This is a genomic window from Inquilinus limosus MP06 (assembly GCF_000767795.1).
Lineage (GTDB): Bacteria > Pseudomonadota > Alphaproteobacteria > DSM-16000 > Inquilinaceae > Inquilinus > Inquilinus limosus_E.
Map to the genome: position 1 here is coordinate 1 of NZ_JANX01000120.1, position 13,527 is coordinate 13,527.

At 70.0% G+C, this 13,527-nt stretch carries 13 protein-coding genes and 1 pseudogene; 7 read left to right on the plus strand and 7 right to left on the minus strand.

What is annotated here, in order from left to right:
• The 5 genes from P409_RS12115 to P409_RS12135 form a co-directional block, all read left to right on the plus strand.
• Positions 1–1,078: ABC transporter substrate-binding protein (locus P409_RS12115; RefSeq protein WP_152613345.1), on the plus strand; the 1,078-nt coding region annotated here is incomplete at its 5' end.
• Between the two features lie 228 nt (positions 1,079–1,306).
• Positions 1,307–2,254: a Bug family tripartite tricarboxylate transporter substrate binding protein gene (locus P409_RS12120; protein WP_034836248.1), complete on the plus strand. Its 948-nt coding sequence runs from the start codon at positions 1,307–1,309 to the stop codon at positions 2,252–2,254.
• Positions 2,251–2,745, plus strand: a complete 495-nt coding sequence (locus tag P409_RS12125) for a tripartite tricarboxylate transporter TctB family protein (RefSeq protein WP_034836251.1) — start codon at positions 2,251–2,253, stop codon at positions 2,743–2,745. Before P409_RS12120 ends, P409_RS12125 begins: the two co-directional genes overlap by 4 nt.
• Before the next feature lie 4 nt (positions 2,746–2,749).
• Entirely contained in the window at positions 2,750–4,267 is a 1,518-nt protein-coding gene (locus P409_RS12130; protein ID WP_034836253.1) for a tripartite tricarboxylate transporter permease, read from the plus strand.
• A 91-nt stretch (positions 4,268–4,358) separates the two neighbouring features.
• A complete protein-coding gene (locus P409_RS12135; protein WP_052120445.1) occupies positions 4,359–5,201 on the plus strand; it encodes a glycosyl hydrolase in 843 nt (280 codons plus the stop codon).
• A 48-nt stretch (positions 5,202–5,249) separates the two neighbouring features.
• Here the strand turns inward: P409_RS12135 and P409_RS12140 are convergent, their stop codons facing one another.
• From P409_RS12140 to P409_RS12150, 4 genes and pseudogenes are all read right to left on the minus strand, one after another.
• The gene (locus tag P409_RS12140) at positions 5,250–7,019 is read right to left on the minus strand and encodes a calcium-binding protein (protein ID WP_238578664.1); all 1,770 of its coding nucleotides are present in this window, start codon (positions 7,017–7,019) and stop codon (positions 5,250–5,252) included.
• Between the two features lie 99 nt (positions 7,020–7,118).
• Positions 7,119–7,505 (minus strand): annotated as a pseudogene (locus P409_RS41540) (calcium-binding protein); the annotation flags it as partial.
• 125 nt (positions 7,506–7,630) lie between these two features.
• Entirely contained in the window at positions 7,631–8,407 is a 777-nt protein-coding gene (gene mtgA, locus P409_RS12145; RefSeq protein ID WP_081991444.1) for a monofunctional biosynthetic peptidoglycan transglycosylase, read from the minus strand.
• 1 nt (position 8,408) lies between these two features.
• Complete coding sequence (locus tag P409_RS12150; protein WP_034836258.1) at positions 8,409–9,551, minus strand: aminotransferase class I/II-fold pyridoxal phosphate-dependent enzyme; 1,143 nt, start codon at positions 9,549–9,551, stop codon at positions 8,409–8,411.
• A gap of 105 nt (positions 9,552–9,656) precedes the next feature.
• Here P409_RS12150 and P409_RS12155 point away from each other — a divergent pair, with 105 nt between their 5' ends.
• Together P409_RS12155 and P409_RS12160 are read left to right on the plus strand one after the other, a co-directional pair.
• Positions 9,657–10,997: a M48 family metalloprotease gene (locus P409_RS12155; protein WP_034836261.1), complete on the plus strand. Its 1,341-nt coding sequence runs from the start codon at positions 9,657–9,659 to the stop codon at positions 10,995–10,997.
• Positions 10,998–11,258: 261 nt separating this feature from the next.
• A complete protein-coding gene (locus P409_RS12160; RefSeq protein ID WP_034836264.1) occupies positions 11,259–12,026 on the plus strand; it encodes a DsbA family protein in 768 nt (255 codons plus the stop codon).
• A gap of 121 nt (positions 12,027–12,147) precedes the next feature.
• On the opposite strand, the gene P409_RS38855 is transcribed toward P409_RS12160, so the two are convergent.
• From P409_RS38855 to P409_RS12170, 3 genes are all read right to left on the minus strand, one after another.
• Positions 12,148–12,303 (minus strand): hypothetical protein, encoded by a 156-nt coding sequence (locus tag P409_RS38855; protein ID WP_161790381.1) that lies wholly within the window; start codon positions 12,301–12,303, stop codon positions 12,148–12,150.
• 40 nt (positions 12,304–12,343) lie between these two features.
• Entirely contained in the window at positions 12,344–12,889 is a 546-nt protein-coding gene (locus P409_RS12165; protein ID WP_052120449.1) for a TetR/AcrR family transcriptional regulator, read from the minus strand.
• 155 nt (positions 12,890–13,044) lie between these two features.
• On the minus strand, positions 13,045–13,527 hold a 483-nt coding region (locus P409_RS12170), incomplete at its 5' end, for a DUF1176 domain-containing protein (RefSeq protein WP_161790382.1).

The following is a 13,527-nucleotide window of genomic DNA, read 5'->3' on the forward strand; positions in this document are numbered from 1 at the left end:
ATGGGCGCCACGGCGAAGGCCCTGCTGTCCACCCTGGGTCGGACCCGTCCGGGCCGCGCCCGGCACCACCGTCTATCCCGCCCCGGCCGGCGGCCAACGGACGCTGACCATCCTCGGCGCCACCGACACCCCGCTCTTCGCCCGCTTCATCGCCGATTTCCAGACGCAGCGACCGGAGATCCGGGTGGTGTACGAGGAGACCGACACGCTGCCGATGTACCAGGCGGCGTCCAGCGGCCGGCTGTCGCCGGTGCCCGACCTGATGATCAGCTCCGCCCCCGACCTGCAGGTGAAGCTGGCCAATGACGGCTTCGCCCAGGCCTACGCCTCGCCCTGGCTCGACCGGCTGCCGCACTGGGCGCAGTGGCGCGGCGAGGCGATCGGCTTCACCTTCGAGCCGGCGGTGATCGCCTACAACCCCGACCTGCTGTCCGAAGCCGAGGTGCCGCATTCCCATGCCGAGCTGATCGCGCTGCTGGAATCGCAGCCGGAGCGGTTCCGCGGCCGGGTCGCCACCTACGACATCGCGGTCAGCGGCATCGGCCACCTGCTGGCCAGCCAGGACGCGCTGATCTCCTCGAACTTCTGGCGCCTGGCCGCCGCCTTCGGCCGGGTCGACGCGAAGCTGAGCGGCAGCAGTCCGGAGATGCTGGACCGGATCGTCAGCGGCGAGCTGATCCTCGGCTACAATCTGCTCGGCTCCTACGCCTTTGCCCGGCAATCCGCCGGGCTGCGCCTGGGCGTGGTGGTGCCGGAGGACTACGCGCTGGTGATGACACGGGTGGCTCTGATCCCCCGCGGCGCGCCGGATGCCGAGCTGGCCCGCGCCTTCGTCGACTACCTGCTGTCGCCGCGCGGCCAGGCCCTGGCGGCGGGCGTCACCGGCCTCGGCGCGATCATGCCCGACATCTCCGGCCCCTGGACCGCCGGCACCATCGCCGGCCGGACCGAGGGCGCGCTGCAGCCGATCCCGCTGGGCCCGTCGCTGCTGGTGGCGCTGGACGAGCGCCGCCGCGAACGCTTCCTCGAGACCTGGCGCCGCCTGGTCTCCGACATTGCGCCGATGACAGGACGCTGACAGGTTCGGTGGCTAGACTGATCCCTGGAACCGGGCCGATCGCGATGCCCGGGCTGAAGCAACAGGCCAGGGAGGTCCCGATTCCGTCCGAGATGCCAGAGCCCCGCGACAAGCGGCGGCCCGTTTCCGATCCATCCATCACCAGCCGATAGGCGACCGGCCTGCGCCGAGCGGGCGCGGGATGCTATGCTTCCGGCCAAAACCAGACCGACAAGGGGGAGGACACCCATGAAGACATTCGCGATCGCCGCGCTGGCGGCCGTCCTGGCGCTGCCGCTGGCGGCCCGGGCCAACGACTACACCATCATCGCCCCGGCCGCGCCCGGCGGCGGCTGGGACCAGACCGCCCGGTCGATGCAGCAGGCGCTGCAGGCCGAGGGCATCTCGCGCAGCGTCCAGGTCGTCAACGTGCCCGGCGCCGCCGGCACCGTCGGCCTGGCCCAGTTCGTCAGCCAGAACAAGGGCGACGCCAAGGCCCTGATCGTCGGTGGCTATGTCATGGTCGGCGGCATCATCACCAACAAGTCGCCGGTGACGCTGGCCGACGTCACCCCGATCGCCCGCCTGACCGGCGAGTACGAGGCGATCGTGGTGCCGAAGGATTCCCCGGTGAAGACCATCCAGGACCTGGTCGCGGCGCTGAAGAAGGATCCGGGCGGCGTGACCTGGGCCGGCGGCTCGGCCGGCGGCACCGACCACATCGCGGTCGGCCTCGTCGCCAAGGCGGCCGGGGTGGACCCGACCGAGATCAACTACATCGCCTATTCCGGCGGCGGCGAGGCCCTGGCGGCGGTGCTGAGCGGCCAGGTGACCGCCGGCATCTCCAGCTATGGCGAGTTCGAGGCCCAGGTGAAGGCCGGCGCGCTGCGCGTCCTGGCCGTCTCCAGCGAGGCGCGGATGGACGGCGTCGACGCACCGACCCTGAAGGAAGCCGGCCTCGACGTCGTGGTGCAGAACTGGCGCATGGTCGCCGCCGCGCCGGGGCTGAGCGACGAGCAGAAGGCTGCCGTCGCCGCCGACATCGAGAAGCTGGCCAAGTCGAAGACCTGGCAGGACACGCTGAAGACCAAGGGCTGGATCGACACCTACCTGGCCGGCGCCGCCTTCGACAAGCAGCTGGCGACCGACATCGGCACCACCCAGCAGATCCTCAAGGATATCGGTCTGGCCGAATGAGCATCGCCCCGGAACACACCGCCAAACGTCGGCCGGACTGGCCGGTCCTGGGGATCGCCGCGGCCCTGGCTGTCGTCGCCGTGGTGCTGTTCTGGGACGCCGGCCAGCTCAATGTGAGGGGGTTCGCGGCCCGGTTCGGGCCCGCGATCTTCCCCCGCCTGATCGGCGGCCTGCTGCTGATCCTCGCGGTATGGACGGCGATCGACGCCTGGCGCGGCAACCCGCCGCCGCGCGAGAAGGACGACCTGCCGCCCATCGCCTGGATCGTCGGCGGGCTCGCCGCCCAGATGCTGCTGCTGACCACGGCCGGGTTCTCGATCGCGACCGGCCTCCTGTTCGCCGCGACCGTCCGGGGCTTCGGCCGCGGCCCCTTATGGAAGACCGTCCCGATCGGCGTCGTCTTCGCCTTCATGGTCTGGTTCATCTTCTCCCAGGGGCTGGACCTGACCCTGCCGGCAGGCCCGCTGGAAAAGCTTCTGACCGGGGCCTGACGCCATGGACACCTTCGCCTTCCTCGGCCACGGCTTCGCCGTCGCCCTGCAGCCGGTCAACCTGCTCTACGCCCTGATCGGCGTCACCCTCGGCACCGCGGTCGGCGTGCTGCCGGGCATCGGCCCGGCCCTGACCGTGGCGCTGCTGCTGCCGGTGACCTATTCGCTCGACCCCGGCGGGTCGCTGATCATGTTCGCCGGCATCTATTACGGCGGCATGTATGGCGGGTCGACCACCTCGATCCTGCTCAACACGCCGGGCGAGAGCGCCTCGATCATCACGGCGCTGGAGGGCAACAAGATGGCCCGCGCCGGCCGCGGCGGGCCGGCCCTGGCCACCGCGGCGATCGGGTCCTTCGTCGCCGGGCTGATCGCGACGGCGGGGCTGGCCTTCATCGCGCCCGAGATCGCCAGGTTCGCGATCAATTTCGGCGAGCCGGAGAAGTTCGCGCTGATCATCCTGGCCTTCGTCACCGTCTCGGCCGCCTTCGGGGATTCGCCGATGCGCGGCCTGACCTCGCTGGCCATCGGCCTGGCGATCGGGCTGATCGGCCTCGACGAGCTCAGCGGCCGGGCCCGGCTGACCTTCGGCGCACCGGAACTGCTGGGCGGCATCGGGGTCACCATCCTGGCGGTCGCCCTGTTCGCCATCGGCGAATCCCTGTCGGTCGCCGGCGGCCAGGGGCGCAGTGAGGAGCATATCGAGGCCGTCCGCGGCTCGATCTGGATGAGCCGGTCGGACTGGAAGCGGTCCTGGAAGCCCTGGCTGCGCGGCACGCTGTTCGGCTTCCCGATCGGCGCCATGCCCGCCGGCGGCGCCGAGATCCCCACCTTCCTGTCCTATGCCACCGAGAAGAAGCTGTCGAAGCACCCGGAGGAGTTCGGCCACGGCGCGATCGAGGGCGTGGCGGGGCCGGAGGCGGCGAACAACGCGTCGGCCGCCGGCACGCTGGTGCCGCTCCTGACCCTCGGCCTGCCGACCTCGGCCACGGCGGCGATCCTCCTGGCCGGGTTCCAGCAGTACAATATCCAGCCCGGCCCGCTGCTGTTCCAGAGCAATCCGGACCTGGTCTGGGGCCTGATCGCCAGCCTGTTCGTCGCCAACGCCATGCTGCTGGTGCTGAACCTGCCGATGGTGGGCTTGTGGGTGCGGCTGCTGTCGATCCCGCGCCCCTGGCTCTACGGCGGCATCCTGGTCTTCGCCACGCTGGGCACGATCGGCTCCAACCCCTCCTCCTTCCAGCTCGGGCTGCTGCTGGCCTTCGGCCTGCTCGGCTACCTGTTGCGGCGCTTCCACTACCCGATCGCGCCGGTGGTGGTGGGCTTCATCCTGGGCCCGATGGCGGAGCTGCCGCTGCGCCGGGCGCTGCAGAACAGCCGGGGCGACCCGATGATCCTGGTCTCCTCGCCGATCTCGATCACCCTGCTGGCGATCACCGTCCTGGTCGTGGTGGTGCCGATGGTGCTGCGCCAGATGGGCAAGGGCCGCGTCCTGGCCCAGCTGGCCGCCGAGGAGGATTGAGGCGGCCGCCTCGTGGCGACATTCCACGGGAACAGAAACGCCGCATGTCCGTAGTGTTTCTGGTCCCCGGGTCGCCCCAGCGAGGTTCACGATGAAGCCGGCCGCCTTCCTCTGCGCCGTGATCTGCGCTCTCGCCGTCACCGCACCGTCCTTTGCCGGCGACAAGAAGGGGATCGCGATCGGCCAGAAGGACGCCGGCGCGGCCGGGACGATCCAGAGGCTGAACGCCCGCTGGTACTACACCTGGAACGCCGAGCCGATCGCGCAGGCGGGATCGGCGCAGTTCGTGCCGATGATCTGGTCGGACGGCGCGACGATGGACCGAGAGGCCACGCAGCTCGGCCAGGAATCGAAGCCCTGCGCGCTGCTGGCCTTCAACGAGCCGGACGGCAAGCGCCAGGCCGACATGTCGGTCGACGAGGCTGTCGGCGCCTGGGACCGGCTTCGGCCCCTCGCCCGCCGCATCGGCAGCCCGGCCGCGGTCAACGCGCTCGGCCCCTGGTTCAAGGATTTCTCCGCAAGGATGGCCGCGCAGGGCAAGGACTATGATTTCGTCGCCGTCCACTGGTACGGGGCGCCGTCGGCGAAGAGCTTCCTGCGCAAGATCGACGACATCCATGCCGCCTACGGCAAGCCGATCTGGATCACCGAATTCGCCGTCTCCGACTGGGCGGCGCGCGACGGCCGGAAGAGCCGCTACAGCACCGCAGCGACCGAACGCTTCATGCGCACCGTCCTGCCGGAGCTGGAGCGCCGCCCCTATGTCGAGCGCTATGCCTGGATGGGTGCCGGCGCCTATCGCGAGGCGACCATCAGCTCACGGCTGGTCGACGACAGTGGCGGGCTGACCGCGCTGGGGCGGATCTATGCCGAGTTCGACGGCGACGCCGCCGGCTCGGTCACCGACGAGCCGGCCTGCGCGGCGGGGGAGTGACGCCGGCAACGGGCGGATGACGGCGGCGTCCGCCATCCGCCCGCTCGATCAGAGCATCAGATCGCCGACGGCGAGCGTCGTGGCGCTCACCACGGCAATGACCATGTCGGCCTGTCTGTCGCCGTCCAGGTCAGCCTCGATCAGTTGCACGCTGCCGCTGCTGATGATCCTCACCTCATGGCCCCCGCCCGTGAAGGGGCCGCTGCCGCGGAAGAAGAAGACCGTGTCGCCGTTGCCCGCATTCCCGTCGGCATCGATCGCCGACAGATCGATCCGATCGCCCTCGGCATGGCGGAAATCGGCAATCCTGTCGGACGCGGCAGCGGTGCTGTCGCCGGTCGTGGTGAAGACGAAGCGGTCTACGCCGCCGTCCCCGACCAGCGTGTCGGCGCCGCCGCACCCCTGGAGCACGTCGTCGCCGTCGAGCCCGCGGAGGATGTTGGCTCCGGCGTCCCCGCGGAGGATATCGGCCCTGGTCGACCCGACCATGTTCTCCACGCCGGCGAGCTGGTCGCCCTGGGCCTCGCCGCCGGTGCCGGTGCCGGATTGCAGATTGACCGTCACCCCGGCCGCGCTGGACGAATAATAGGCCGTGTCGATGCCGGCCCCGCCGTCCAGGCGATCGGCGCCGAGCCCGCCGAAGAGGACGTCGTCGCCGCCGTCGCCGCGCAGGAAGTCCGACCCGTCCCGCCCCTGCAGCGAATCCGCGCCCTCCAGGCCGCGCAGGGAATTGGCGCCGGCATCCCCCAGCAGCGTATCGGCCAGCTGTGATCCGACCGCGTTCTCGATGCCGGCGAAGATGTCGCCCTGGGCATCGCCGCCCGATGCGCTGCCGGCGGCGAGATCGATCCGCACCCCGGCCGAGCTGGTGGTGTAGTAGATGTTGTCCGAACCGCTGCCGCCATCCAGCGTGTCGGCCCCGGCCCCGCCTTCGAGCACGTCGTTGCCGGCGTCGCCGCGCAGGGCGTCATTGCCCTCGTTCCCGGCCAGCACATCGACGCCGTCGCCGCCGGACAGCGTGTCATCCCCCGCGAGCCCCGTGAGCCGATCGTTGCCGGCCATCCCGGACAGCAGATTCGCGACCGCGGAGCCGTTGACGATATCGTCGCCATCCCCCGCCTGGACGTTCTCGACATCCAGGCCGATGGTGTCCCCCTCGGCATCGCCGCCATGCGCGGCGCCGCCGATCGTGACGTTGACGCCGGCCGAGCCGGCATAGCTGACGGTGTCGGTGCCCAAGTCACCGATGAAGGAATCAGCGCCCGCGCCCCCGATCAGCGTGTCGTTGCCGAACCCGCCGTCCAACTCGTCGCGCCCGGCGCGCCCGGAGAGGATGTCATTGCCGGCATCTCCCCTGAGGAGGTTGTCCCCGGCGGTACCGGACAGCTGATCGTCCGACTGCCCGCCCCAGAGCCCCTCGAAGTCCGGGGCGACCTCGATGCCGGTGATACCGATCCCCGCGAACGTGCCGGCGGCCAGGTCGGCCTGGACCGGGTTGCTGTACGCCAGGGAGAGGATGTCGAAGCCGTCGCCGCCGCTGACCTTGTCGTCCCGGTCGCCGCCGAGCAGGTCGTCACCGGCGCCGCCATAGAGGATATTCTTGCCGACGCCGCCCCTGAGAATGTCGTCGCCGGCGTCTCCATAGAGAACGTCATCGCCGTCCCAACCCCACAGTTCGTCATCGCCATCCCGGCCATGGATTTCGACACCCGGCAGCGCGTCGCGAATAATGATACTGTCATTGCCATTGGTTCCGAAGATGATTTCGGCATCGATGTACCGACGAATATTGACACCGCCATCGCCGTCGAAGATCACGGAGTCGATGCCGACGCCGCCACCCAGGATGGCGTTCTGGTCAATCGCGACCAGGGTGTCGTTGCCGTCGCCGCCGAACAGGGAGTCCTTGCCGCCGCCACCATAGAGGACGTCGTTCCCGGCGCCGCCACGCAGGGTGTTGACAGCGGCCGAGCCCGTCAGCGTGTCGTTTCCGGCGCCGCCCGTGATGTTCTCGACATCGCTCCCGACGGTGTCCCCCTGGGCCTCGCCGCCCGCTCCGACACCGCCGATCGTGACGGTGACGCCGACGGCGCCATCATAGACCACGGTATCGATACCCGCTCCGCCGACGAGGGTGTCGGCACCGGCCCCGCCAGAAAGCTGGTCGTCGCCATCGCCCCCGTTCAGGGTGTCCGAGCCCGCCGTCCCCGAGAGAGTGTCATTGCCGCCCAGCCCGCTGGCGCTGTCGTTTTCCCCGGTCCCGGCAAAAACATCGTCGCCGGCGGTGCCAATATATGTCGCCATGAATCCCCCACCATCTTTGCGAAAAATAGCGTCAAAGAATGCCGATCCTATCAGAGCGATCGGGCCTGGGAAGCCGGGATCCGCCCGTGCTGGAGATGACCTTGCCCAGCGCGCTGGCCCGCCCCCTACTCCACGCAGTCCAGCAGATCGCCGAGCTGGCCGATGCGGCGCTGGATGGTGGCGGCGCGGCCGGCAACGTAGCGTGACGGCTTGCCGGCCGACCAGCCGCGCGGGTTCGGCAGCACCGCGGCCAGCAGCGACGCCTCGCGCGCCGACAGCTGGGCCGCGCTCTTGCCGAAATAGGTCTGCGATGCCGCCTCGACCCCATAGATGCCTGGGCCGAGTTCGACCACGTTGAGATAGACCTCCATGATCCGGCGCTTCGGCCACAGCGCCTCGATCATCACCGTCAGATAGGCCTCGAACCCCTTGCGCACGAAGGTGCGGCCGTCCCACAGGAAGACGTTCTTCGCCGTCTGGTTCGAGATGGTGCTGCCGCCGCGCAGCCGGCCGATGCCGGACTGGTAGCGGTCCCAGGCCTTCTGCATCGACTGCCAGTCGAAGCCGTCATGGCGGCAGAACAGGTTGTCCTCCGCCGCCACCGCCGCCTTGGCCATCACCGGCGCGATCCCGCTCCACGGCACCCAGTCGCGGTGCCAGCCTTCGCCCTCGAACAGGCGCAGCACCATCAACGGCGTCGCCGGCACCGGCAGCACGCGATAGACCGCGGTCAGTGCCAGCGGCGCCAGAAACAGGACGGCGAACAGGCCCCACAGGATCTTCGACCACCAGCGCCGCCGGCTCCACCAGCGGCCCAGAGCGCCCGGCAGGGCGAGACGCGGCAAAGGCAGGCGCGGCAGCCGCCAGCGGGACGCCGCCCGGCTCGACGCCCGCCGCGCCATCTCAGCGCAGCCAGCGATGCAGCCGCGCCGCCGCCTCTTCCATCTCCTCGGTCGCGCCAGCGAAGGAGAAGCGCATGGTCGCATGGCCGCGCACCGGGTCGAAGTCGACGCCCGGCGTCGCCGCCACCCCGGTCTCCGCCAGCATGCGGCGGCAGAACTCGACGCTGTCGTTGGTCAGGTGGCCGATCTCGGCATAGAGGTAGAAGGCGCCATCGGCCGGGGCCAGCCGGTCGAAGCCGGCGCGCGGCAGCGCCTCCAGCAGCAGGCCGCGGTTGCGAGCGTAACGGGCGACGTTGCGGTCCAGCTCCTCGCCGCAATCGAAGGCCGCGACGGCGGCGTATTGCGACAGGGTCGGCGGCGAGATGTAGAGGTTCTGCGCCAGGCATTCGACCGGCCGCAGCATGTCCTCCGGCAGCACCAGCCAGCCCAGGCGCCAGCCGGTCATCGAATAGTATTTCGAGAAGCTGTTGACGATGATGGCGCTGCCGCTGGTCTGCAGCGCCGTCGCCGTGCCCATGCCGTAGGTGATGCCGTGATAGATCTCGTCCGACACCAGCCGGATCGATTTCGACTCGCAATAGGCCGTCAGATCGGCCAGCGCCTCCGGCGACAGCATGGTGCCGGTCGGGTTGGCCGGGCTGGCGATGATCAGCCCGTCAAGTCGGCCGCCATGCTTCTCCAAAAGCTCGGGCGTCGGCTGATAGCGCGTGTCCGGCCCGGCCGGGATCTCCACCGCCTCGATGCCCAGGGCGGTGAGGATGTTGCGGTAGGCCGGATAGCCCGGCGCCGCCAGCGCCACCCGGTCGCCGACATCGAAGGCGGCCAGGAAGGCCAGCAGGAAGGCGCCGGAGGAGCCGGTGGTGACGACCACCCGCTCCGGCTTCACCGCGGTGCCGTAGGCTCGCCCGTAATGCGACGCGATGGCCTGGCGCAGCGGCGGGATGCCCAGCGCCACGGTGTAGCCGATCTTGTCCTGGGTCAGCGCCGCCTGCGCCGCCGCCAGCACGCCGGCCGGCGCCGGGGTCGAGGGCTGGCCGACCTCGAGATGCAGCACGTCGCCATGGCTCTTCTCGCGCGCGGCGGCAGCGGTCATCACATCCATGACGATGAAGGGCGGCACCTGGCCGCGGCGGGAGATCTTCATGGCGTCGGCACTTCCGAGACGGGCATTGCGCCACCGGGTCGACACAGTCGGCCTCTAGCGTGATGATCCAGCCGGGCGGATCGCCGGCACGGAGGGAGCGGAGCGTTGGGACGGATCATTCGGATCTTGGTGGTGGCCCTGGCGACGGTCATCGTCGGGCCCCTCGCGGCGGCCCAGGCGCAACGCATTCCGGTGGTCCGCGACGCCGAGATCGAAACTAGCATCCACAAGATGCTGACGCCAATCTTCCGGGCCGCCGGGCTGAATCCGGGGGCGGTCAGCATCTTCCTGGTCAACGACGACGACGTGAACGCCTTCGTCGCCGGCGGCCAAAACATCTTCGTCTATGCCGGGCTGATCCTGGAGGCGCGCAGCGCCGACGAGCTGCTGGCCGTGCTGGCGCACGAGACCGGCCACATCGCCGGCGGCCATCTGGTGCGCGGCTCCGAGCAGATGGAGCGCAGCAGGCTGATCGCCACCATCGGCTCGCTGCTGGGCGCCGCCGCCGGCGCCGCGGCCGGTCGCGGCGACGCCGCCATGGCCGGCGCCGTCACCGCCCAGGACATGGTCCGGCAGAACATGGTCAACTTCACCCGCGGCATCGAGAGCTCGGCCGACCAGGCGGGGCTGCGCTTCCTGGCGCAGGCCGGCATCCCGGCCGACGGCATGCTCAGCTTCCTCAAGCGCATGCAGGATGCCGAGCTGGCGCATCCGACCGGCTCGGAATACACCCGCACCCACCCGCTGACCGCCGACCGGATCGAGGCGGTGCAGGATGCGGTCGACAAGTCGCCGCTGCGCGGCGGTGCCATGCCGCCGGGCTATGACGACATGTTCGCGCGGATGCGGGCCAAGCTGTTCGGCTTCACCCAGCCCCAGGCGGTGGCGCGGGTCTATCCGCCAAGCGACACCAGCATCCCGGCGCAATATGCCCGGGCGGTCGCCGCCTACCGCAACAACTACTTCCCCGACGCGCTGGGCCGCACCGACGCGCTGATCAAGGCCGAGCCGCGCAACCCCTATTTCCTCGAGCTGCGCGGCCAGATCCTGCTGGAGACCGGGCGGCTGACCGAGGCCCGTCCCTATTACGAGCGCGCCTTGGCGCTGCTGCCGGGCGAGCCGCTGCTGCTGATCCCGCTGGCCCAGACCAAGATCGACCGCGGCTCGGACGCCGAGCTGCGCAGCGCCATCCGCGACCTGCAGCGCGCCAGCGTCGACCCGGAGAAAACGCCGCCGATCGTCTGGCGGCTCTTGGGCACCGCCTACGGCAAGGTCGGCGACATGGGCAACGCCGCGCTGGCCCTGGCCGAGGACAACCTCGCCCGCGGCGACAAGCCGAACGCGCGGGCCCAGGTCGACCGGGCGCTGCAGCTGCTGCCGCGCGGATCGCCCGGCTGGCGCCGGGCCCAGGACCTGCAACGCCAGGCCGAGGACAAGCCGGGCTGAGAGCCCATCCGATAGTGCTACTGGAGCGGCCGTCTGACGGCGATTTTTCCGCTTCCGGTGCTCACGGACTTGAACGTCCGCTGCGCTCCGGTTCTCAAAATCACCGCCAGCCGCCTCGCTCCAGCGCATTCTCGAATGGGCTCTGCCTCATGCCCTCGACATGGACCGTGGCGGTCGAATTGTCGCCGACACCGTGTAACGCTTGATCATCCCGTCGCGAAAGGCGACTAGTGGGACATGCTCCAGCGAAAGGATACCCCGATGCTCCGCCCCAGCCGCCTCGCCAGCCTGGCCGTCGTCGCCGCGGTGGCGGTGGCATCGCCGTCGACCTGGGCGCAGCAGTCGCCGGCCCAGAGCACGCCCGCGGTCGATCCGGCCCAGAAGGAGACGATCGAGCAGGTGGTGCGCGACTATATCCGCGCCCATCCGGAGATCGTGGTCGAGGCGCTGGACGCCTACCAGGCCAAGAAGGACGCGGAGGAGCGCTCGGCCCAGGCCAAGACCCTGACCAGCCGCGCCGACGAGATCTTCCGCAGCGCCACCTCGCCGGTGATCGGCAACGCCCAGGGCGACGTCACTTTGGTCGAATTCTTCGACTACCAGTGCGGCTACTGCAAACGCTCCCAGCCGGATTTGGAGCGACTGATGAAGGCGGATAGCGGCCTCAAGGTGGTGCTGAAGGAGTTCCCGATCCTCGGGCCTGCCTCGGTGACCGCGGCCCGCGTCTCGCTGGCGGCGCAGAAGCAGGGCAAGTATCTCGAGTTCCACACCAAGCTGATGGGCTTCAAGGGCCAGCTGACCGACGACGTCATCTTCGAGACCGCCAAGCAGGTTGGGCTCGACCTCGACAAGGTCAAGCAGGACATGAACGACCCGTCGGTGGTGGCGGAGCTGCGGGCCAACATGGACCTGGCCGAGGCCCTGGGCGTGCAAGGCACGCCGGCCTTCGTCATCAACGACCAGATCATCCCCGGCGCCGTCGGCTTCGACGCGCTGAAGAGCCAGATCGACAAGGACCGGGCGGGTTAAGCGCCTGCTCGCTTTCCAAGATCGTCCTGGCGAGGCGCGCAGCGCCGTGGCCGTCCAGAGATTGGTGCCGCTGGATGGCCACGCCCCTTCGGGGCTCGCCATGGCGGTTTGATATTTCGGGTCACGACGCGCGCCGATTGCGGCCGGCCGGAACCTCGTCATCGATCAGGTCGAGCCGCGATTCCAGGTCGCGGATGGCGCTGCGCTGGGTCAGGACCTGCACGCCGAGCCAGATCATGGCGGCGATCATCAGCAGGAACACGATCGGGTCGATCATGGACGTCTCCTTGCGCTGAGACGGATGGGTGGGTGCGACGTCAGGCGGCGGAGCCGCCGAGCGCCCGCAGGATGGCGCCGGCGATCTCCGGCGCATGGTCGGTCAGGCCGCCTTCGAGCCGGCCGTAGAGCAGGAACACCGCCGGCTGCAGCACGCAGCCGAAGGCGATGGCGGTGGCGAGGCGAGGATCGGCGATAGACACGGCGCCCTCGCGGATGCCGTCGGCGACCACGGCGCCGATGACGTCGCCGGGGTTGGGCTCGCCCACCTCCAGGCTGGGCAGCGCCCGGTGCTGGACGATCAGCAGGAAGCGGAACAGCGCCGGGTCGCGGTCATGCAGCTCGCAGCAGGCCGCCACCATCGCCCGCATCCGCGCGGCGAAGCCGGTCAGCCCCGCCTGTGCCGCATGGACTTGGCGGCCGAGTTGGACATAACGGTCGGCGAACAACCCGGCCACGAACTCGTCCTTCGAGGTCAGATGGCGGTACAGCGCCGCCTCGGTGACGCCCACCGCGGCGGCGATGTCGCGCACCGACGTGCCCTCGACCCCGCGCTCGGCGAACAGGCGGATGGCCGCCTCCTCCATCCGCGCTTTCGTGTCCCTGCCCTTGCCGGCCATGGTCGCGGCTCACGAAGTTAGTAATCGTTAACTAACTATGATGAGACGCGCAGAGATGTCAATGCCCCACCCGCCGGGCAAGCGGTGTCACCGCCGGGGCCGTTCAGCCCCGGCCGGCCGGATCAATCCTCCGCCGTGGTCCGCCACAGGACCGGCCAGTCGCCGGGAAGGCCGCGGCAGCTGTCCTGGAAGCTGTATCGCGCGATCCGGAAGTCCTTGCCGTCGAACACCCAGCGGGCCGAGGAGCCGCAATCCCCCATGCCGCGGCCCCGGCCGGCCGACATCAGCGTCCCGGTGGCCGGGTCGTAGTCCGGGTCGATCAGGGTTCCGGACGGATCGTCGACGTCGCCGGCCCAGCCCGCCTTCGGGGTCGACAGGACCAGGTGGCGGGCCGCGCCCGGATCCTGCAGCGGCGCCCGGAACAGCAGGTAGCCGGACTGGTAGGCCCCGCCGATGCATTGGAGCATCACCAGCGCCTCCGTGGCCGTCAGCGCCACGACCTGGTCGCGCGGGCCGTCGGGCGAGGAGCAGTCCGAGGCCGACAGCAGGTCCTTCTGCGCGGCGCGTACCGCGGCGGCGATCCGGGATGCGGCGGCATCGGCAAT

What these genes read in the sequence shown, in the direction of transcription:
- P409_RS12120 (WP_034836248.1), top strand. Translation starts at nt 1,307, where the DNA reads ATGAAGACATTCGCGATCGCCGCGCTGGCGGCCGTCCTGGCGCTGCCG.
- P409_RS12125 (WP_034836251.1), top strand. Translation starts at nt 2,251, where the DNA reads ATGAGCATCGCCCCGGAACACACCGCCAAACGTCGGCCGGACTGGCCG.
- P409_RS12130 (WP_034836253.1), top strand. Translation starts at nt 2,750, where the DNA reads ATGGACACCTTCGCCTTCCTCGGCCACGGCTTCGCCGTCGCCCTGCAG.
- P409_RS12135 (WP_052120445.1), top strand. Translation starts at nt 4,359, where the DNA reads ATGAAGCCGGCCGCCTTCCTCTGCGCCGTGATCTGCGCTCTCGCCGTC.
- mtgA (WP_081991444.1), bottom strand. Translation starts at nt 8,407, where the DNA reads ATGGCGCGGCGGGCGTCGAGCCGGGCGGCGTCCCGCTGGCGGCTGCCG.
- P409_RS12150 (WP_034836258.1), bottom strand. Translation starts at nt 9,551, where the DNA reads ATGAAGATCTCCCGCCGCGGCCAGGTGCCGCCCTTCATCGTCATGGAT.
- P409_RS12160 (WP_034836264.1), top strand. Translation starts at nt 11,259, where the DNA reads ATGCTCCGCCCCAGCCGCCTCGCCAGCCTGGCCGTCGTCGCCGCGGTG.
- P409_RS38855 (WP_161790381.1), bottom strand. Translation starts at nt 12,303, where the DNA reads ATGATCGACCCGATCGTGTTCCTGCTGATGATCGCCGCCATGATCTGG.
- P409_RS12165 (WP_052120449.1), bottom strand. Translation starts at nt 12,889, where the DNA reads ATGGAGGAGGCGGCCATCCGCCTGTTCGCCGAGCGCGGGGTCGAGGGC.